This window comes from Synechococcus sp. A15-62, assembly GCF_014280075.1.
Taxonomy (GTDB): domain Bacteria; phylum Cyanobacteriota; class Cyanobacteriia; order PCC-6307; family Cyanobiaceae; genus Parasynechococcus.
The window spans coordinates 1,923,500-1,942,539 of the sequence record NZ_CP047950.1 but is presented as its reverse complement, the minus strand read 5'-3'; the positions used below and the strand labels follow the sequence as shown (position 1 = coordinate 1,942,539).

Below are 19,040 nucleotides of genomic sequence, written 5' to 3'. Positions count from 1 at the left end.
TTGATCGATGTCTGCTTCCAATAACTTCATCACCCGGCCGGTTCTCAGCACGGTCTGCAGCCTGCTGATCGTGATCGTTGGTTTGATCGCGATTCCGATCCTTCCGATCGAAAACCTTCCCGACATTGCCCCTCCCACGGTGAAGGTGCAGGCCACCTACGTGGGCGCTGACGCCGTTGCCGTTGAGCAAGGGGTCACCTCTGTGCTCGAGCAGCAGATCAACGGGGTGGAGAACATGGACTTCATTACCTCCAATAGCTCGTCGGATGGTGTGAGTTCGATTTCCGTGTCGTTCGACAGCGGCACCGACGGCAACATCAACCAGGTGAACGTGCAGAACCGCGTTTCCCTGGCGGAACCTCAGCTGCCGGAGGAGGTGCGCAAGTCGGGTGTGACGGTGAACAAGGCCTCCAACTCGATCCTGCTCGTCTACAACTTCGTCAACGAAGACCCCGCCAAAACCGAATACTCGGTGGAGACGATCAGCGGTTATCTCGACAAGAACCTCACCGACAACGTCAAACGGGTGAAGGGCGTCGGCGATGTCACCTACTTCGGTAACCGCAAGATCGCCTTCCGCCTCTGGCTTGATCCCGAGAAGCTGACCGCGAACAACCTCACGGCCACCGATGTGGTCAACCAGTTACAAAGTCAGAACCGTCTGGTGCCTGCTGGCAAGGTCGGCGGCGCCCCCGCCCCTGAGGGCCAGGAATACACCTTCACTGTGCAACTTCAGGGACGTCTGACCAGCATTAGGGAATTCGAGAACATCATTCTCAGAACCACCGATGCCGGAGGCTTGGTGCGGTTCAAGGATGTGGGCCGCGTTGAGCTCGGCGGTGAGACCTACGGCATTGATGCCATGGATCTCAAAGGCACACCTTCGGTTGGCATTGCGATCTACCAGCTCTCCGGAAGTAATGCCATTGAGGTTTCCAATGGCGTCAAGGAGGTGCTGGGTGAGTTCGAGCAAACCCTGCCGGTTGGCCTCGGGGTGCAGAAGATTTACGACACCACCGACTTCATCAACCAGTCGATCAAAGGTGTGACCAATTCCCTACGGGACGCGGTGATCCTGGTGGTGCTGATCCTGTTTTTGTTCCTGCAGAACTGGAAAGCCACGCTTGTGCCCGCGATTGCGATTCCGGTGGCCTTGATCGGCACCTTCGCCCTGGTGCTGGCCTTCGGCTTCTCGCTCAACCAGCTCACTCTGTTTGGTCTTGTGCTGGCCACTGGCCTTGTGGTGGATGACGCCATCACCGTGGTGGAAGACACCTCCGCCAAGAAGGCGGAAGGGATGACCTCGGTGCAGGCCGCCATGGAAACCATGGATGAGCTGTTCGGGGCTGTGATCGCCACCTCCCTGGTGAAGATGGCGGTGTTCCTGCCGGTTCTGTTTTTTCCGGGTGCCACCGGCACCATCTACAAGCAGTTCGCCGCCACGATCCTTTTCTCGATCGGCATCTCCACGTTCAACGCCCTCACCTTCTCGCCGATGCTGTCGGCCCTCCTGTTGTCTCGGGAGACCAAGGAGCTCAGCCGCAATCAGTACGCCACGGCCGGTGTGGTGCTTGGTTTCATTTACGGCTTACTCAGTGCTGGCAATGGAGCTGCAGCAGCGTTGATCCCAACAGTGATCGGTGCAGTGGTGGGCTTCATCGCCGGCAAGATCAGCGGTCTGCCCCTGCGGCTTCCCTTCACCGCCGGTGGTGCTGCGGTGGGTGTGATCACCACCGGAGTGATCGTCTCCAATCCGATCCCGGTGGTGTTGTTCACCGCCATTGGAGGAGGCGTTGGCTACTTCATCCCGGTGATCTTCACCAACTTCAACCGTTTGTATGGCGGCTTTGAGAAGCGCTACGCGTCGATCCTCGACGCCGTGCTCAAGGCCCGTCCGATTGTGATGGCGGCCCTGGCGGCCGGCATTCTGCTGACGGGATTCGCCTTCACCCGCATTCCTGGTGGATTCGTGCCGATCGAAGATCAGGGCTACGCCATCGGTTTCGTTCAGGCTCCTGAGGGTGGATCGAACGAGAAAACCCTGGCGATCAACCGTCAGGTGGCGGAGGTTTTGCGCTCCGAGGAAGACATCGCATCAGCGGCTCTGTTCAGCGGCGCCAGCCTCGATGGAAACGCTCCCAATAAGGGCCTGTTCTTCATCGGCATGAACCACTGGGATGAGCGGCCCGGCAAGGATCACACCGTGGGAGCGGTGGTGAAGCGTCTCAACGCCAAGTTGTACGGCGCGATTGATGGGGGGCGTGTGTTTGTTGTGGAGCCTCCTTCGATTCCCGGTTATGGCACCGGTGGTGGCTTTGAGTTCCAGCTGCTCGACCAGAGCAGCGGTGTGTATTCGTTGAATGAGTTTTTCGGATCTGCTCAGCAGATCATTCAGACGGCGAACAGCGATTCCGTTCTCAATCAGGTTTACACGCTGTTCTCCCCCCAGGCTCCGCAATACAAGATCGATGTGGATCGGGAGCAGATGGCTTCGCTCGGTGTCGATTTCGCCTCGGCGATGTCTTCGTTCAGCGTCAACTTCGGTGGGCGCTATGTGAACGACACCTTCCAGGAGGGCAAGGTGCGCAGGGTGTATGTGCAGGCCGATGAGGTCAGCCGGGCTACCCCGCAGCGTCTGTCGGCGATCTACGTCGCCAATGCCAAGGGCGAGCAGATTCCTCTCTCGGAGTTCTTCACGGTGAAGCAGACGGTGGGGCCCAGCGTCATTCCCCACTTCAACCTTTACCGCTCGATCAAGATCGACGGCACTCCCAAGGAGGGCAACAGTTCAGGACAGGCAATCGGGGCGATGAAGCAGATCTTCAACGCTGGCAGTTATCAGGGTCTTGGTTTCGACTGGACTGGTATCTCCCGCGAAGAAGTGAAGGCCGGATCCCTTGCGGTGGTGATCTTCGCGCTCGGCATCCTGGCGGTGTTCCTGGTGCTGTCGGCTCAGTACGAGAGCTACACCGACCCGATCATCATCCTGCTGACGGTGCCGACGGCGTTGCTGGGTGCCCTGGTGTTCCTCGGCGGTGCCGGCCAGGTGCTCAACATCTATGCCCAGGTGGGCCTTGTGATGCTGATCGGTCTGGCGGGAGGTAACGCGATTCTGATCGTCGACCTGGCCAATCAGAAGATGGGTGAGGGCGAGTCAGCGCTGGAGGCTGCCAAGTTCTCCGCCAAGTCGCGTTTGCGGCCGATTTTGATGACGGCGATCTCTTCCCTCACTGGATTCCTGCCCCTGATGCTAGCCAGTGGTGCTGGAGCTCAGAGTCAGTCGTCCCTTGGTCTGGTGGTGTTCGGTGGTCTGTTGGTGGCCACCTTCCTCTCCACCCTTGTGGTCCCTGTCTTCTACGTCGTGATGAAGACGTTGCTGGGAGAGGCCGATGCCAAGGCTCCTGAGGACGGTCCTACTCCTACCCCGCAACCGAGCTGATGGCTGAGTTGAACACTGAGGTGAATCAGCGCAAGCCCTTCAGTGGCATGCGTGTGTTGATTGCAGTGGCCATTGGTGCCGGCCTTGGTCTGGCCGTTGCCTATTTCCTCAAGGTGCTGATCGACAACAGCCCGGCTGAGATCGCGCTGGGCCGTTTGCGCCTCTTTTATCTAATGGTGATCACATCGGGAGGCCTCGGCGGCTTTGCGATAGAGACGATGCGTCAGTTGCAGGAGGAAACAACCGATCCTGCCTATCGGCACAGCAATTCTCATCGAGGCAAGCGTCGCTAAGCACGACTAGTAAACCTCGATGTTGATGGATGATTTGAATAATGCCGGGTTGTATTCGACAAGCCGGTTATAAAACTTGCGGGCTGATCTGTTGTTCTTGAATCTGATGAAACCGGTTCTGGTTTCCTTCCCTTCCAGGAATGAGATGGCGAAATCAATATCGCCTGTTTTTTTGAAGAAGCGGATGAATTCACGGCGCCGGCTGTCATAAAGGTCAATACTTTTGACTTCGTCTTTGTCAAGAACCACGAGTTCTGATGGGAAGTTGATGATCAGTCGGTCGCCGTTGATTTGCGGATGACATGTCGCATAGGCATTGGAGATTGTGCAAAGTGCTTCCACTTTGAAGCTGCCTGCGGCTGAATCCGGCATGTTGGCCATGACCGGTGAGAAAGTTGCGCCGATGGTTGTGAGAGCTAAAGCGATGCTTGGAAGTCGCATAACGATCCTTTCTTCAAGTGTGTGATATTTTATCGCGAGCTTGTATCAGTGTTTTGAAGGGCTTCGCCGCGACTCTCTCTTTGCTTGCCATGTCTTCAGCGGCAGCTGCTCCCGCTGCGGCAGTTTATGCAAATTCTGCAAGTTTCTCGAGTTCTTTCGTGGCGCCTCAGCAGCTAGCTCAGGTGCGTGGATCGGAGAGAAATGAGAGAGACTCCCGCTCCAATGTTTCTGATACTCCTGTTCAGCCTGCCGCTAGTGCAGAGGATGCACTCCGCAGCATTCGTTTCATCACGCGGGCAAAATTCATCGTGATGCCTGTTTTTGATAAATCAGGTTCTTCGATGCAGTACGGATCTGCGGGTGGCTCAATGACCACCACCAATGAATTCGCAACCGAAGTGTTGAATGATTCGATTCGTGAGGCTGGTGCGACCACAATTTCCTGGTTCAAGGTGAATTCTGCCATGAACAAGAAATTCGGTCAGACAGGTGTTAACCGGGCAGACCTGACCAACGATTCTTTCATTCCCGAATTGATGGAAGTTGGTAAGACTCTCGGGGCGCGTTACATCATTCGTCCAGTCATCCTTAACATGACGGATACCTCAAGCACTGAGACCAAGACCAATCCGGCGGCTTTCGTTCCTGTTTTCGGGATGTTTGCTAGCTCTACAAAGACAAAGACCAAGTCGAGTGCGACTGTCACTTTGAAGGTCGATATCATTAGCATTCGTGAAGAAGATATCATCGGCGCCAAGCGTTTTGAAGGAGCCGTTCGGGATGAAAAGACTTCGTCTGGTTTCTCCTATTCCTACGGTGCAAGTTCTTCGACCGGTGGCATGTCTGCCAAGGCCAAAGGTGCTTTGTATGACGCGATTTATCAGGCTGTTGATTTTATCTCGGATAAAGTTGATTGATTTTCGGGGAACAATTCATTTCATCAAAGGGGCCTCTGAGGCCCCTTTTTTAATTGATTTCCGCTGACGAGGCCTTGCGTCTTAGGGCGGCGAGCATCGGGTTCACGTATTGCGAATCGCTGAAGTTCACAATCATGTTCTGCTTGTCTCCAAAGTCGTCTCTGTAGTTGATGCTGAAGACGTGGCGATGAACAGCTTTTTTGAACAGAAGCCCGATGATGCCGATCCGAGCCGCCAGCTCTGTATCCATCTTGAGCTTGGTTGAGTCGGTGTAATTCCAGGCTTGGATGTTGCTGTATTTGATTTTGGTTGCTCTGCCCGTGTCAAACCTGGCCGACATGGATCTGCGCATGAAACTAACGTTGCACTGCTCTTCGAGTTCAATTTGCGAAATGCAGTTGGCGTTGAAATAAAACTGCTGCTGCGATTGTGCAATATTTGCATTCATTGCGAATGCCAGAGCGATAGCTGGTGATTTTTTGATTAAAGAATTCATTTGACGGTGCTTTATTCCTTGGATTCTATATCGCAATACCCCCTTTTTTGTGTTGATCCTTCCTGTGATGTTCAGGTTGGGTTGTCACTGAATTTCGTTTGTCTTTTCAGATCGACGCCTTCCCCGGGCTAGGAAAGGCGTCTTGTTTGCATCGTCACACCCTGACGCGCTCAGGTGATCACGGTTGGGTGATCCATGCCCGTGCGCTGCTTGATTTCCGCCAAATCGTTGATAGCACTGATCATCTCGGCCAGAGCCATCTGGGGGTCCTGGTTGAGATCGCCACTGTTGGACATATAGCTCTCCAGGTAGATCCGGATCGTGGCGCCCTTGGTGCCTGTTCCGGAGAGACGCACGACCACTCGGCTGCCGTCGTCCAAAAGGATGCGCAAACCCTGGCCCGTTGTCACAGAACCATCAACCGGATCGGTGTAGCTGAAGTTGTCAGCTGTGCTGATTTCGCGTCCGGCAAAGGCTTGGCCCACCAGGTTTGGCAGCATGGATTCGAGGCGTTCGTAGAGACCATGGGCGGCATCACTTGCGACGGCCTCGTAGTCGTGACGGGAGTAGTAGTGGCGTCCGAAGCGCTTCCAGTGTTCTTCCATGATCTCGGCCACGCTGCAGCGGCGATCGGCCAGGATCTGCAGCCAGAACAGCACAGCCCAGAGGCCGTCTTTTTCGCGCACGTGGTTGCTGCCGGTGCCGAAGCTCTCTTCACCGCAGAGGGTGATCTTGCCGGCATCCAGCAGGTTGCCGAAGAATTTCCAGCCCGTTGGGGTTTCGAAGCAGTCAATCCCCAGCTCCTTGGCCACCACATCCACCGCAGCGCTGGTGGGCATCGAGCGGGCTACACCCGCCAGACCGTTGGCATAGGCCGGAGCCAGCGTGGCGTTGGCGGTGAGCACGGCGAGGCTGTCGCTGGGGTTCACAAAGCAGCGCTGGCCGAGGATCATGTTGCGATCGCCATCACCGTCGCAGGCGGCGCCGAAGCGGTAGTCGTCACCCTCGAGCAGCAATGCAGCCAGGTCGTGGGCGTAGGTGAGGTTGGGGTCGGGGTGACCGTTGCCGAAGTCTTCTAGGGGGGTGCCATTACGTACGCTCCCCGCCGGCGCACCCAGAAGCTCCTCAAACAAGCGGGTGGCGTAGGGCCCGGTGACGGCATGCATGGCATCAAAGGCCAGCGGGAAATCGTTGCGGATCAGATCGCGGATCTGATCGAAGTTGAACAGCTCCTGCATCAGGGCAACGAAATCATCGACGCCGTCGATCACCTCCACCTGCATCGCGCCGATGCTGTGCAGCCCAGGGGCATCCAGAGGGATGACTGGCGCCTCAACAATCGTGTACTGCTCCAGGGTCTTGGTGCACTCAAACACCGCATCGGTGAAGGAGGCAGGGGTAGGCCCACCGTTGGCGCCGTTGACCTTGACGCCGAAGTCGCCGTTCTCACCACCGGGGTTGTGGCTGGCGGACAGGATGATTCCGCCGATGGCTTTGCGCTGCCGGATCAGGTTGGAGGCGGCAGGCGTTGAGAGGACGCCGCCGGTGGTGACGATCACCTTGCTGAGGCCATGGGCGGCGCCCATCCGCAGAATCACATCAATGGCCCGGCGGTTGCCGTAACGGCCGTCTCCGCCAAGAACCAGGGTGCCGCCCTGCACACCCGGAAGTGTGCGGAATGATGCTTCGATGAAACTCTCGAGGTAATGGGGCTCTTCGAACTGGCGACTGCTCTTGCGTAGGCCGGACGTCCCAGGCTTCTGGTCGGTGAAGGGAGCGTCCAGGCGCACCTGGCGTTGGGTCGGTTGCGCAGGGGCCGAGGCGGTCATCACGACGGATGGGGGCTGTATGCGAAACCTAAACATGGAAATCCGTTTACGAGGCGTCAGGCGCGACCAGTTGTTGCCGCTACCCTTTGGCCCGCACCAGATCCGTCGACCATGCATCGCTCTTTGCTGCTGTGGATCGTCGCAATGGCCTGCACGACGTCGTCCGTTGGCGCATCGCAGAGCTGGAAACGGTCCCTTCCTTTGCAAGAGGCCTCTCAGCAAGCCGTGACTGCCGCCAATGCTGTAATCGATCAGTCAGGTTCGGAAGAATGCCTGCGTGGCAAGTTTTCCAATGCCATCTTGAGGTTGTCCAACAGTTGTGATGTATCCGGCCACTCCTCAACGGCGTGTGAGTTGGCTTCCGAAATTGCTGGTCAGGAAAGCGAACTCAGCATGAGCGACATGATCGCTACATCCGAGACCTTGCTTGATCTGCTTGGTGATTCAGCGACATCCAACTGAGTGCCTCTGTTTCTTCGATGGACGTCACCCATCCCGGTTCAAAGCCCCTCGATGCTGATCAAATCTGTCTTCTGGAGACGTTCCGCGGAAAGGTTGATTCCAGAATCAGCAGCCATGGATTGACTGCTGCCGATGTGCAGATGTTCGTGGACGAGATCAAGAAACATCCCGACGTGAGCGTGGCGCTCTTGGATGCCGTTCGCGGCGAGGTGGCCACCCTGATGCAGGGCCAGCGGTTCAGCTTCGACTTTGATTGAGGTTCAGCCGAGGCTCATGCCTGACGTGACTTTGGTTTCTCCTTCTTGATCACGGGTTCGGCGCACACCTTTGGGATGCGCCGGGCTGTCGTGGTGATGCTGTCTTTTCGCCGGAAGTCGTTGGTGTTGGCAACCTTGGCTTGATCCATCAACGTCCACAGAACGTCTTTGCAGAGCCCCGGCAACCTGGAGTGATCCATCAAAGGATCTGCGAGCTGACGAACCCTCGCGCACGCTTCCGTTGCGTTGTCGCGAGAACATGCATAGGCGGCCTGTTCAATGCTGTGCAATTGATCTTTGCTGGGCCAGGGCTCGTAGGGCTCAGCCGCCATTGCCGGACTTGCAATGGCGAGCAGCAGCAGGACGCGTGTGAACTTGGATGTCATGGGATCATTCTGGCGTGCTTCTGATCAACTGCAGACAGTATTCACTGACGCTAGGTCAAGAAAGTGTTTGATCATGGATTGAATGTTCAAGTCTTTTCTGCATTTTTTTTCTTTCCACGAAATTTTTCATTGTGCTCGTTGATAACGGCTGATCGCTTTTTGTTGGTTGATTGCCTGGTTTGATCGCCCTGGGCTGTCTCGATGCGATTGCATCCGCCGTAAACGGCTACAACCGTTTGTAAGCCCAGAATTGATACATGCTTTGAAAAGTGGATGGATTGTTGTTCTCGAATTCTCCCCAACTGCTCAGTGATGTTCCATTGGTGTCCTCTGGAAAAGAGCGGTGGTATGCCATCTTGATTGTTTCTGGCACCATGAAGCAGCAAAATTCCAGATTTTCGGCCTCTAAGAGTTTTTGCAGGCTCTCTGTGGTGAATTGATGCTCTTGAACGTGAAAGCAAAGATCGCGGCATTCGGAGAGCGAATAGAAGTCATTCACAAGGATCGATAAGTTTTTCAGTTCGTGCTGACCATCGTTGAATATTCGTCTGCGAAAATCTCTGATGCCCTCTGGCGTGCTTTGAATGCCCAGGCTCTTGATCAGCTCTCGTGCTGCTGTCACGTTATGTCTGGCAAGTTTGCTGTATAGGCCGATCTTGATGTAGCCACCTGGCTTCAGTTTGCTGTTGAGTGCTGCCAGTCCAGTGGCCGGATCTTGCATGTGATGCAGAACGCCGCTGCATTCAATAACGTCGTAGCTATTTGGAAGCATTCTTGCATCAAGAATATCAAGTTGCCGGAGCTGAACGTTCTGCATCTTGTAGTCCTGCGATTTTCTAGCTGCATACGACAGGCTGTTCTTGCTGATGTCTATGGCTGTGATTTGCGCATTTTTGTAGCGGCTGGCGTTAATCACTTGGTTTCCAGTTCCGCATCTGGCAATCAGGATCTTTGGCCTGGAGTTGGGCGCCAAGAGTTCATGGTTGAACGAGGGATTCGCAATGGTTGTTTCTAAGGAGATGAATTCAGCTGTTGGTTTTGCGAAATGAGGATGGGTGTGGTCTGCGTGTTTGTATTGAGGGTATGGATTTTCTTCGTACATCTTCTGGACTGCAAGTGAGATCTTGTCGGTTATTTCATTGCTGCCATTGAGTCGGGCTTTGATGCTCTTCTCTGTTTCGACCTCGTTGTATTGGGTGTCGATGAAGGCCTTGTTCTCGTCGCTATTGATGGGGTACTTGTTGATGTCTTCTTGAGTGGTGATGCTATGGATGGGTGTATAGCAGCCAATAATGGGCAAATATTCCCTGAAAGCTGCTCTGCTTTGCTTGGCTTTTTTAATCAGATTCTCAACCAATTGTTGTTCTTCGTTTGATTGCCAATAAACATATTCATTCAGGAAGCATTGTGTTGCCAGTGCCTCCAGGAGTGTTTTTAGCTTGAAGGTATTGGGCAGTCGCTTTTGGTTTGAATCAGGAAATCTTTTCTAAGGCGAGTGAGGAACTCCTCAATCTTCTGGTGAGGTGGGATCAGTATTGTCAGTGACTTTCTGAATCTCCAGTCTGATGCCAGTCGATCAAAAGCCTGGTTGTTGTCTGAGATGATGCTGTCTGCATTGGTGGCTTTTTCGATGTCATTCAAGTGTTCTTGAACGAACAATTGACACAATTTGTGGTGGGAAAAGTCATTGCAATTGAGCAGCACTTCGTAGGCTTTTTTAGCGTAGTCCCTATTGAAAGTATTGATCTTGATGTCACTGGCAATGCTTTTCAAATTTTGCAGTGCTTCGATGTTTCCTTCGTCTAGCTCGATCGCCTTAATGGTGGCTTTTAGGGCTTCATCTGTTTCTCCAAGGTCTCGGTAAATGCTGCCTAAATTCATCTGGCAAGTTGATGACTGATGGTCAAGATCGAGCGACTTCAATGTGAACTGAAGTGCTTGATCAAGCTTGCCGATGTCTCGGTATAGATTCCCGATGTTGCTGTAGATCTGGGGATCGTCCGGCTCAAAAGTTAAGGCTTGTTCGTAGTTTTCAAGGGATTCTTCGATTCTGCCGCTGTTCTTTCATAGGATTGCAAGATTGCAAAACACTGCAGGATCAGATGTTCCCGCAGCGATCATTTTTTTATAAATCGACTCGGCTTCTCGGAGTCGTCCCGTTTTGTGAGAATAAATGGCTAGGTTGAACCATTTCTGGAAATTTAGTTGCGGCTTTTTCGCCGATTTACTCGTTTTTCCATGTGCTTCCCCTCCAAATCCAGCCACTTCATTTCTCTTCGCTTGTTTGAGTTTAGAGCGAAGCCAGTGCTCTTCATCTTCTCAGTACCCCGTCTCTGCATCGAATCTTTTGACGATCGAGTTTGCGTTGGAGGTGCGGTGTGATCCCAAGTTCAGCGGTCTCCCAAAGGCGATCCATTTCGCGGGTGAAGTGTTTCGCGAGTTGGGGTGAGTGGATCACCAGCAGGGTTTCGTCATTGGTGTGAGCAGCTGAGGGCGACCAGTTGAAGGATCCTGTGACTACGGTTTTGTTATCGATCACGACGAACTTGTGGTGCAGCTTGTCGCCACGGGCGAGGCGAGGGGTGCCGATCCCTTTCAGGCCCTGCTCCAGTGGGCGATTGCCAGCTTCTACCTTGCAGGTGTGATCTGGAAGGGTGACCCCCCAGTAGATCGAGCACTTCTGAAAACGGGCGGCTTGCAAACCCCGGATCCGCAACCAGCCTGATCTCAACGCCTTGCTTCATTTGCTCCCGCAGCGCGTTGGTGAGTTGCTGTGCAGAGAACACAAACAGGGCCATATCAATGCTCTTTTTTGCGGCTTTCAATTGCTCTGCCAACAGGTTGAGCCCGTGATTCCGATCCTTCTTAGGATGGGGTGAAAAAAGCACATCCACGCGGATGTCCCCCACCTGCACGGTTTGCACGCTTCCCTTTGTTTTCTGCAGACCAAAACGACTGTCCTGCGCGCCGCCGGGGCCATCTCCCCACATCTGGGCGAATTCCTGGCGGAACACCAAGGCCAGCTCAGGGCTGTTGATTTGCAGCAGGTGATTCACATTGCCGCGGCTTGAGGGCCGCCCCGTATCACCGTGGAGGCTGGAGCTGGTGAGATTGGCGCTGCCTGTAATCACTGTTGTTTGGTCGATCACCAGAAACTTGTGGTGCATCAAGCCGCTTCCGCCGCTCCCGTCTTCGGTGTCGTCAATCAGTGGAATGGTTGCCGCTTGGAGTAGCGCAATGGCATCCCCGAGAACGGCTTCCTCTGAACTTGTGCTGCCATCTCCATTGCTGTCGGCCAGTTTGTTCAACTGATGCCAGCGTTGCCTGCCCCGCCGGTTCAATCGGCTGGGCCGGAGTTTGCTCCAGGCCTGGCTGTAGTTGTTCTCCAGCACCACGGCAACTTGAACGCCTCGCTGTTGTGCAGCGATCAGCGCTTGGGCAATCTTCGGAAGGCTGAGCTCTTGAACGGCCACCAGCACCTCTTCGTTGGCGCCATCAATGGCGTCAATCAGCCATGCCTCCATGTCGTCACCATTGCGCCAGTCCCCTGTGAGGGGTGATCGGTAGCGCGATCTGGCGTTGTGGTTGAAGGCCACGTCGATCTGATGGGGCCTCGTCAGATCGGGCGGGGCTTTGCCTACGACCGATCCAGCCTGGCTGCAGCCACTGCAGAGAAGAACAGCTGCTATCCATCCCAGCGTGTTCTTCAGCATTCAGACCAAGACCTTGCCTTGATCAGAGTTCCCCGATCTTCAGTGGGGCATCTCCGATGTCTTCAGCATCGCCACAAACCAAAGTCCACTCAGCACGAGAGCGACGCCCACGCCGGCTCCAATGCCCACCCGTGCCATCACCAGGGGCACGACCAAAGGAAAGACCATCGCCCCAGCAAGAGGGGTGATGGCCACGAACCAACGCAGAGACGCTGGTGCTTTCGGATCAGAAGGGTTCAGAACCACTCGGCGCGAGCTTCGCTTGCAGGGTTGCTGTTGTCTTCGGGCGTCTGGCGCTCAAAGTTGAGCGTGATGTTGCGCTTTTGCTCTCCATCGGAAGCGGTGGCTTCGATGGCGTACATCTGCTGGCCATCGCGGAAGGGCACTTGAATCCGGAAGGTGCCGTCGGTTGAAAGAGGCACTTCTTCTCCGCCGATGGTGAGACGGGCCGAAGGGTCGGTGGCGCCGTAGACAATCAGTTCCGCGTCAGCCACCAGCCAGAAGGATCGTTGGCGAGGAGCTATGCCACCAATGCCCGATTCGTTACGGCCGCTGGCCCAGAGTCCCGCACCTGAGTCGTTCAAGCCGGAGGTGTCAGCTGAAGTGTCGAAGCCTTCCTGGAATTCTTCAGAGCCAACCCGACGTCTCTGATAGTGAACCGTGGCGCTTTGGTAGAGCCGCTCATGCAGACCACTATTGCTGGACTCAATTGGTGCGACGGGAGTTGCAACCGGTTCGGCCGGGGCTGCATCAAGGCTGAAGGGCACGAACTGATCAAGGATCTGCTCGCTGGGGTGGAGAGCAGGAACGCGGGCCACTGAAGAGAAGGCCAACGACATCCAGTTGGAGCCGATGCGGTATCCCAGCTCAACCCGATAATCCCTGTCACAGAGAGGAACAGGCAAGTACCACTCGGTGCTGTGGCTGTCGACGGGCACTTCCTGCAACGTGTGCGGATGGGCGTTGCCGTCCTGCATGCCGGTCACGTCAGCCAAGCGCAGGCAGAGCCGGCTGGCGCCATCTTTCTGGGCCACCTTCCGGTCGGTGTCCGAAATCTCCCAGAACACGTAGGCCCACTGGGGATCACGGGGCAGGAACACTACGCGGGTCTCACTGCTGTCCATGGCTGGTGCGTTGAGCTCCGCCTCAATGGCCTTCAGGTCTCCACCACGCTTCTGCTGACGCTGAGCAACCTCGTCGACCAGGGTCTCCTTGCTTTTGCGGCTGTAGAGCGGCACCCCTAAGTCGCTAGCAATCTGACGCAGTTGACGAAGGGTGAGACGTGCCAGTGATGACAGGGTTTGGGACACGTCCAAAAACTCCAGGTTTCGTTTGGGATCATTGTGATCCGAAAAATTCCTTTTCGATGCGTTTAGGGACCAAGGGTCAGTGGATGCTGACCACTGGAGGTACGTCGATCCCGGGGATCACAGTCAGACACACAAAAAAAGCGGAGCCGAAGCCCCGCTTTTCTGAACAGGTTTGGTGCTGGGATCAGCGGCCGATGGTGCGATACGGCACCTTGGTCAGGTAGTCCATATCGGCGCTGGTGCTTGGGCCGACTCGGCGGGGATTGCCGATTTCGCTCACCCAGGCCACGTAGTCCTGCGGAGACCCACCCTTTTTGATCTTCGCGCGTTCTGGCAGCCTCTTGGCAGGCCCGCCAGTAAAAACGAGTTGGGGGAAGCCAAGAATGTTCCGGTAGTACTCGTCGTAGCGGGGGGTGGTGATGTTGAAGGGAGTGTCACCGAGCTCGCGGCCAGGAAGCACGCGGTTGCGTTGGTAAGGAACCGTGTCGTAGCCGAAGGCGTCGAGGTACTCGGCGCTGTCGAGCAGAACATCCACCAGACCTTCCAGGCCTTTGGTCGCAATCACGATGGACCAGGAGAGCTCTTCGCCCTTGCCGTTCACTTTGCGGCCAAGGATCCTCTCGCAGAGGTGACGGACAACTTTGTAATTGCTGTTGAAGCCGTAGAAGGCGCGCTTGAACGTGTCCGAGAGCAGCAGGCCGCGAATGAAATCGCGAACGGTGATCTGGCCATCCTTCAGCTGGGACTCGAGGTTGACGTCCCGATCCGTTTTGAAGGCGTGGAAGAAAATCTGCCGATAGCCGGCTTCCACGACGGTGTCGAAGTTGTCTCGATCGTCTGCAATTTCCAGGGAATAAGCCCGGGATCCCTCCTCGGAGCCGACACGAAGGTTCGGAACACCTGATCTCAGAGAGTTCTGAGTGATCGGTGCGTACTCCAGAAGAGGAATGGCCACGCGAGCTACAGCATCCACTGACGTCGATCGTAGAAGTGTTGGGTCTTGCCCCCTTCAGCTGCTGTTGCAGCGATTACATGCCGTAATACTTGCCCTAAGTATTTGTGCTTACCAGCCGAAGGGAGCGAGAGCGGCTCCCTTCGAAGCCATCGCTGGGCTGGTCTGACCAACGTCATCCAGTTGCCGGGTCTCAATGCAGAAGGAGGCGTTGTTGGAGAGCCCTTGCACTGTGCTGGTGCGAAGCCGCACGTTCTCGCTGGCGAACCAGAAGCGCTCCAGGGAGCTCATCATTTCGTAATCCGTGGTGAGGATCAGGCCGTTTTCGTCATCCATGCGGAACTGGCCCTCCACCGGCGCTTTCTCGGCGTAGCCGCGATCCCGCAGCAGCAGTCCGCATCGCCCTGTTTCATCCTCGGGGATCAGTCCGAACATGGTCTGGTCTTCATGGGATTCACCGGCGCGATCCCAGGCCATCGATCCACTCCAGCGCACCCAGCATCCGCCCACGATCTGCTCGACGCTGGCGTTGTTGCGCTCGGCGATCTCCGCGAGCCGCTCGTCGCCCTTCAGCAGTTCCTCCACCACGATGAAGGAGGCGCCGGCTTCGGCCCGTCGATGCAGCAGGTGGTGTTGGCTGCGCTGTGAGGTCCAGCGGCCACAGCTCAGGCGAAAGAAGCTGAGGGCGTCCGAGATCTCAAGCATCGCCGGCGTTGGGGAATTGGATTGATGATGGCAGCCCGACCCGGTCAGCCACGACAGCCTTGTCAGCCACGGCAGCGGGCTTCTGCGGCGCTGATCAGATCGTCGAGGGTCAGCGCCAAGGGAGGCTTGCCCAGCTCGTGGGCCAGTTGATCCAGCTGATCGGCGGCGGCGTTGAGTTGCAATAGCAGGGTGTCGAGGAATGCCGGATCGTCAGCGACCACGGGTTGTTGCTGGCACCAGCGCCGCCGTTGGTTTTCGTCGGGGATCGCTTCAGTGCTCCCGGGAGCAGCCATGGATTGAAAGCTGTCCAGGCAATGGCTCAGCACCCGCAGGTGATGGCGATCCAGCTGGGGCAGCAGGGTTGAATCGATGCGTTCAATCGTGGCTCTGTCGATGGCCATCAGCCCTGCGCCAAAGGGGTGATGCGGAACCCGCAGGCGTGGCCCCCCTCGAGCCGCCAATGCACCCGTTCCACCAGGCAGTCCGGCACGGTGCGGCGAATCAGCAGCAATTCCTGGTCGCAGACCGCAGGGAATTCTTCGGCAATGCGCTGCACAGAACAGTGGGCTTCCTCGAGCCGCCAGCTGATGCCGTCGTCGTCCCGGCTGCAAACGGTTACGTAACCCTCGTCGCGCCGCAGCCGCGCCAGATGTTCGAGTCGAGCCTCCAGGGAGGCTTCGCCGAGGCTTTGCCTGTATTGGCTTGCTTTCGATTCCGCCTGCTGATTGAGCAGCTGGCGCACAGTCGCTTCGGGGAGATGGCTGCGCATCGAATCCAGCAGGCCGAGGGCGAAGCGGCCGCTGCCATCGGGGAACTGGGCCCGTCCTTCGTCGGTGAGGCACCAGCGGTTGCTGGGACGACCTGGACCTCTGGCATTGCTGCTGGCGCGGACCAGGCCGCTGTCGGCAAGGGAGCGCAGGTGCCGCCGCATGGCCTGCACGGAAATGCCCACGGCCCCTGCGAGGGTGCCAGCGTCCTCCTCCCCGCGCTCCAGCAGCAGGGAGAGCACGGCGTCGCGGGTGCTGGCGGGGGCCGAGGCGCTCATGGGGAGGCGAAACCTCCCCACACGATGCCACCGAATTGCCTCGGCATGTCGGCCGTGTTGAGGGTCACAATGGGGAGCCCGCTGACCGGAGGCCTGTTGGCCTAGGCTTCCAGTAAGGAAACCGCGGGGTTTCGTAATTCGCCGCTCTCTCCACTTCCATGTCCGACGCCCCTCAAGAGCCGACAGCAGAAAGCCTGGAGGTCATCCGCAAGTTCGCTGAAACTTACGCGCAGCGCACCGGCACTTATTTCTGTGCAGACTCCAGCGTGACGGCGGTTGTTCTGAAGGGTCTGGCACGTCACAAAGACGATTTGGGCGGAGCGCTTTGCCCATGCCGCCATTACGAAGACAAGGAGGCCGAGGTCTCGCAGGCCTTCTGGAACTGCCCCTGCGTTCCGATGCGCGAGCGCAAGGAATGCCACTGCATGCTCTTCCTCACCGAGGACAACCCCTTCGCTTGCCCTGAGAAGACGCAGTCCATCACCACCGAAACGATCAACGCCACCGCCGGCTGAGCTGAATGACTAGTACCTCCACACGGGATCTCGTCAGCCAGCCGTACAAGTACGGCTTTGTTACCGAGATTGAGACCGACAAAATCGCCAAAGGTCTCAGTGAAGAGGTCGTTCGCCTGATTTCGGCCAAGAAAGAGGAGCCTGATTTTCTGCTTCAGTTCCGGCTCAAGGCGTTTCGCCATTGGCTCACCCTTGAGGAGCCCGACTGGGCTGCCCTCGGTTATCCCGAGATCGACTACCAGGACATCGTTTATTACGCGGCTCCCAAGCAACAGGAGAAGAAGGCCAGCCTCGATGAAGTGGATCCGAAGCTGCTGGAAACCTTCGACAAGCTCGGCATCCCGCTGAGTGAGCAGAAGCGCCTCAGCAACGTGGCCGTGGATGCTGTATTCGACAGCGTTTCGATTGCCACCACCTACAAAGAGAAGTTGGCGGAACACGGGGTGGTGTTCTGCTCCTTCAGTGAGGCGGTCAAAGAGCATCCCGAGCTGATCGAGCGCTACCTCGGCACGGTTGTCTCCAGCAACGACAACTACTTCGCAGCCCTGAATTCAGCGGTGTTCAGCGACGGATCCTTTGTCTTCATTCCGAAGGGCGTTGAGTGCCCGATGGAGCTCTCTACCTACTTCCGGATCAATTCCGGCGACACCGGACAGTTCGAGCGCACTTTGATCGTCGCCGAAGAGGGAGCCTCGGTGAGTTATCTCGAAGGGTGCACAGCACCGATGTTCGACACCAACCAGCTGCATGCGGCGGTGGTTGAACTTGTGGCTCTCGACGACGCCTCAATCAAATATTCCACGGTTCAGAACTGGTACGCCGGTGATGAAAACGGCGTCGGCGGGATTTACAACTTCGTGACCAAACGAGGCCAGTGCCGCGGTGATCGCAGCCGCATCAGCTGGACCCAGGTGGAGACCGGTTCTGCCATCACCTGGAAATACCCCAGTTGCGTGCTCCAGGGAGCTGATTCGGTGGGTGAGTTCTATTCCGTGGCCCTCACCAACAACTGCCAGCAGGCCGATACCGGCACCAAGATGGTCCATGTCGGACCGCGCACCCGCTCCACGATTGTGAGCAAGGGCATCAGTGCAGGGCGCTCCAGCAACAGTTACCGCGGTCTCGTGCAGATGGGACCCAATGCCAAGGGCGCTCGCAACTACAGCCAATGCGATTCGATGTTGATTGGCGATCAGGCCGCTGCGAACACCTACCCCTACATCCGTTCGCAGCAGCCGCAGGCGGCCATCGAGCACGAGGCCAGCACCTGTCGCATCTCCGAAGACCAGCTCTTTTACCTGCAGAGCCGTGGCATCGGGTTTGAAGAGGCCGTCTCGATGATGGTCAGCGGCTTCTGCCGCGACGTCTTCAATCAGCTGCCGATGGAGTTTGCCGCTGAGGCGGACAAATTGCTGGCCCTCAAACTTGAGGGGTCCGTGGGCTGATCCCTTCCCCCAACTTGTCTCTCTTTTTTTAAACAACGCCTTCCGTGATTCGCCCAGACGCTGAGCTGCTGCTCGATATCCAAGACCTGCATGCCTCCGTCGAGGACAAGCCCATCCTCAAGGGGGTGAATCTGCAGGTGCGGGCTGGTGAGGTCCATGCCGTAATGGGTCGCAACGGCAGTGGTAAGAGCACGCTCTCCAAGGTGTTGGCTGGGCATCCGGCTTACCGGGTCACGGGCGGCACCGTTCGTTATCGCGGCCAGGATCTTTTTGAGCTGGAGCCTGAAGAGCGGGCCCGTCTGGGGGTTTTCCTCGGATTTCAGTACCCCGTTGAAATCCCTGGCGTCAGCAACCTGGAATTCCTACGGGTGTCCACCAATGCCCGGCGGGAAAAGCAGGGGGAAGAGGAGCTCGACACCTTTGCCTTCGAGGATCACGTGAACGACAAGCTCAAGGTGGTGCAGATGGATCCTGCTTTCCTTGAGCGCAGCGTGAATGAAGGTTTCTCCGGGGGCGAGAAAAAGCGCAACGAGATTCTCCAGATGGCGCTGCTGGAGCCAGTGGTGGCGATCCTGGATGAAACCGATTCCGGCCTGGATATCGATGCCCTTCGCATCGTGGCCGGTGGTGTGAACCAGCTGGCGACGGAAGATAACGCCACGCTGCTGATCACCCACTACCAGCGTCTTCTCGATGAGATCACCCCGGACTATGTGCATGTGATGGCGGCAGGCCGGATCCTGCGCACCGGCGGACGGGAGCTGGCCCTTGAGCTGGAGCAGACCGGATACGACTGGGTTGATCAGGAGCTGGCAGCTCAAGGAGCAGCTTGACC

The 19,040-nt window shown here is 56.7% G+C and carries 22 protein-coding genes and 1 pseudogene; 8 read left to right on the top strand and 15 right to left on the bottom strand.

The annotated features are described in order from the left end of the window. Positions 1–7 precede the first annotated feature (7 nt). Both SynA1562_RS11110 and SynA1562_RS11105 read left to right on the top strand, forming a co-directional pair. Positions 8–3,439 carry an efflux RND transporter permease subunit gene (locus SynA1562_RS11110; RefSeq protein ID WP_186493900.1) on the top strand — a complete coding sequence of 1,144 codons (3,432 nt, stop codon included), beginning with the start codon at positions 8–10 and terminating at the stop codon, positions 3,437–3,439. Then, complete coding sequence (locus SynA1562_RS11105) at positions 3,439–3,732, top strand: hypothetical protein (protein WP_186493899.1); 294 nt, start codon at positions 3,439–3,441, stop codon at positions 3,730–3,732. The genes SynA1562_RS11110 and SynA1562_RS11105 overlap by 1 nt, the downstream gene beginning before the upstream one ends. 6 nt (positions 3,733–3,738) lie before the next feature. Here SynA1562_RS11105 and SynA1562_RS11100 read toward each other — a convergent pair whose 3' ends face one another. Then, positions 3,739–4,113, bottom strand: a complete 375-nt coding sequence (locus tag SynA1562_RS11100; RefSeq protein ID WP_186493898.1) for a hypothetical protein — start codon at positions 4,111–4,113, stop codon at positions 3,739–3,741. A 149-nt stretch (positions 4,114–4,262) separates the two neighbouring features. Here SynA1562_RS11100 and SynA1562_RS11095 point away from each other — a divergent pair, with 149 nt between their 5' ends. Continuing rightward, a complete protein-coding gene (locus SynA1562_RS11095) occupies positions 4,263–5,090 on the top strand; it encodes a hypothetical protein (RefSeq protein WP_186493897.1) in 828 nt (275 codons plus the stop codon). A gap of 49 nt (positions 5,091–5,139) precedes the next feature. On the opposite strand, the gene SynA1562_RS11090 is transcribed toward SynA1562_RS11095, so the two are convergent. Further along, on the bottom strand, positions 5,140–5,586 hold the full coding sequence (locus SynA1562_RS11090; RefSeq protein WP_186493896.1) for a hypothetical protein: 447 nt from the start codon (positions 5,584–5,586) through the stop codon (positions 5,140–5,142). 170 nt (positions 5,587–5,756) lie between these two features. After that, positions 5,757–7,415 carry an alpha-D-glucose phosphate-specific phosphoglucomutase gene (locus SynA1562_RS11085; RefSeq protein WP_186493895.1) on the bottom strand — a complete coding sequence of 553 codons (1,659 nt, stop codon included), beginning with the start codon at positions 7,413–7,415 and terminating at the stop codon, positions 5,757–5,759. A gap of 111 nt (positions 7,416–7,526) precedes the next feature. Here SynA1562_RS11085 and SynA1562_RS11080 point away from each other — a divergent pair, with 111 nt between their 5' ends. After that, positions 7,527–7,877, top strand: coding sequence for a hypothetical protein (locus SynA1562_RS11080; RefSeq protein ID WP_186493894.1), 351 nt, complete (start codon positions 7,527–7,529; stop codon positions 7,875–7,877). A 119-nt stretch (positions 7,878–7,996) separates the two neighbouring features. Next, positions 7,997–8,134 carry a hypothetical protein gene (locus SynA1562_RS13110; RefSeq protein WP_255445660.1) on the top strand — a complete coding sequence of 46 codons (138 nt, stop codon included), beginning with the start codon at positions 7,997–7,999 and terminating at the stop codon, positions 8,132–8,134. A gap of 14 nt (positions 8,135–8,148) precedes the next feature. On the opposite strand, the gene SynA1562_RS11070 is transcribed toward SynA1562_RS13110, so the two are convergent. The 12 genes and pseudogenes from SynA1562_RS11070 to SynA1562_RS11020 form a co-directional block, all read right to left on the bottom strand. Then, the gene (locus SynA1562_RS11070) at positions 8,149–8,520 is read right to left on the bottom strand and encodes a hypothetical protein (protein ID WP_186493892.1); all 372 of its coding nucleotides are present in this window, start codon (positions 8,518–8,520) and stop codon (positions 8,149–8,151) included. 226 nt (positions 8,521–8,746) lie between these two features. Beyond that, positions 8,747–9,877 carry a bifunctional 2-polyprenyl-6-hydroxyphenol methylase/3-demethylubiquinol 3-O-methyltransferase UbiG gene (locus SynA1562_RS11065; RefSeq protein WP_186493891.1) on the bottom strand — a complete coding sequence of 377 codons (1,131 nt, stop codon included), beginning with the start codon at positions 9,875–9,877 and terminating at the stop codon, positions 8,747–8,749. A 77-nt stretch (positions 9,878–9,954) separates the two neighbouring features. Then, the gene (locus tag SynA1562_RS11060) at positions 9,955–10,443 is read right to left on the bottom strand and encodes a hypothetical protein (protein WP_186493890.1); all 489 of its coding nucleotides are present in this window, start codon (positions 10,441–10,443) and stop codon (positions 9,955–9,957) included. 21 nt (positions 10,444–10,464) lie between these two features. Continuing rightward, a pseudogene (locus SynA1562_RS11055) lies at positions 10,465–10,569 on the bottom strand (tetratricopeptide repeat protein); the annotation flags it as partial. Between the two features lie 262 nt (positions 10,570–10,831). After that, entirely contained in the window at positions 10,832–11,059 is a 228-nt protein-coding gene (locus SynA1562_RS13165; protein WP_370593206.1) for a phospholipase D-like domain-containing protein, read from the bottom strand. Beyond that, complete coding sequence (locus tag SynA1562_RS11050; RefSeq protein WP_370593205.1) at positions 11,049–12,233, bottom strand: phospholipase D-like domain-containing protein; 1,185 nt, start codon at positions 12,231–12,233, stop codon at positions 11,049–11,051. Before SynA1562_RS11050 ends, SynA1562_RS13165 begins: the two co-directional genes overlap by 11 nt. A gap of 39 nt (positions 12,234–12,272) precedes the next feature. Beyond that, the gene (locus SynA1562_RS11045) at positions 12,273–12,479 is read right to left on the bottom strand and encodes a hypothetical protein (protein ID WP_186493889.1); all 207 of its coding nucleotides are present in this window, start codon (positions 12,477–12,479) and stop codon (positions 12,273–12,275) included. Further along, on the bottom strand, positions 12,470–13,543 hold the full coding sequence (locus SynA1562_RS11040; RefSeq protein WP_186493888.1) for a DUF4912 domain-containing protein: 1,074 nt from the start codon (positions 13,541–13,543) through the stop codon (positions 12,470–12,472). Before SynA1562_RS11040 ends, SynA1562_RS11045 begins: the two co-directional genes overlap by 10 nt. A gap of 184 nt (positions 13,544–13,727) precedes the next feature. After that, positions 13,728–14,516, bottom strand: a complete 789-nt coding sequence (locus SynA1562_RS11035; protein ID WP_186493887.1) for a phycobilisome rod-core linker polypeptide — start codon at positions 14,514–14,516, stop codon at positions 13,728–13,730. A 90-nt stretch (positions 14,517–14,606) separates the two neighbouring features. Continuing rightward, a complete protein-coding gene (locus SynA1562_RS11030) occupies positions 14,607–15,200 on the bottom strand; it encodes a phycobiliprotein lyase (protein ID WP_186493886.1) in 594 nt (197 codons plus the stop codon). Between the two features lie 62 nt (positions 15,201–15,262). Beyond that, on the bottom strand, positions 15,263–15,601 hold the full coding sequence (locus SynA1562_RS11025) for a hypothetical protein (protein ID WP_186493885.1): 339 nt from the start codon (positions 15,599–15,601) through the stop codon (positions 15,263–15,265). Further along, the gene (locus SynA1562_RS11020) at positions 15,601–16,245 is read right to left on the bottom strand and encodes a metalloregulator ArsR/SmtB family transcription factor (protein WP_186493884.1); all 645 of its coding nucleotides are present in this window, start codon (positions 16,243–16,245) and stop codon (positions 15,601–15,603) included. Before SynA1562_RS11020 ends, SynA1562_RS11025 begins: the two co-directional genes overlap by 1 nt. 158 nt (positions 16,246–16,403) lie before the next feature. Between SynA1562_RS11020 and SynA1562_RS11015 the strand changes: the two genes are divergently transcribed. The 3 genes from SynA1562_RS11015 to sufC are packed head-to-tail and all read left to right on the top strand — an operon-like array spanning position 16,404 to position 19,038. Beyond that, positions 16,404–16,760 carry a ferredoxin-thioredoxin reductase catalytic domain-containing protein gene (locus tag SynA1562_RS11015; protein ID WP_186493883.1) on the top strand — a complete coding sequence of 119 codons (357 nt, stop codon included), beginning with the start codon at positions 16,404–16,406 and terminating at the stop codon, positions 16,758–16,760. 5 nt (positions 16,761–16,765) lie between these two features. Continuing rightward, complete coding sequence (gene sufB, locus SynA1562_RS11010; protein ID WP_114988686.1) at positions 16,766–18,205, top strand: Fe-S cluster assembly protein SufB; 1,440 nt, start codon at positions 16,766–16,768, stop codon at positions 18,203–18,205. A gap of 44 nt (positions 18,206–18,249) precedes the next feature. After that, positions 18,250–19,038 carry a Fe-S cluster assembly ATPase SufC gene (gene sufC, locus SynA1562_RS11005; protein WP_186493882.1) on the top strand — a complete coding sequence of 263 codons (789 nt, stop codon included), beginning with the start codon at positions 18,250–18,252 and terminating at the stop codon, positions 19,036–19,038. Positions 19,039–19,040: the final 2 nt, after the last annotated feature.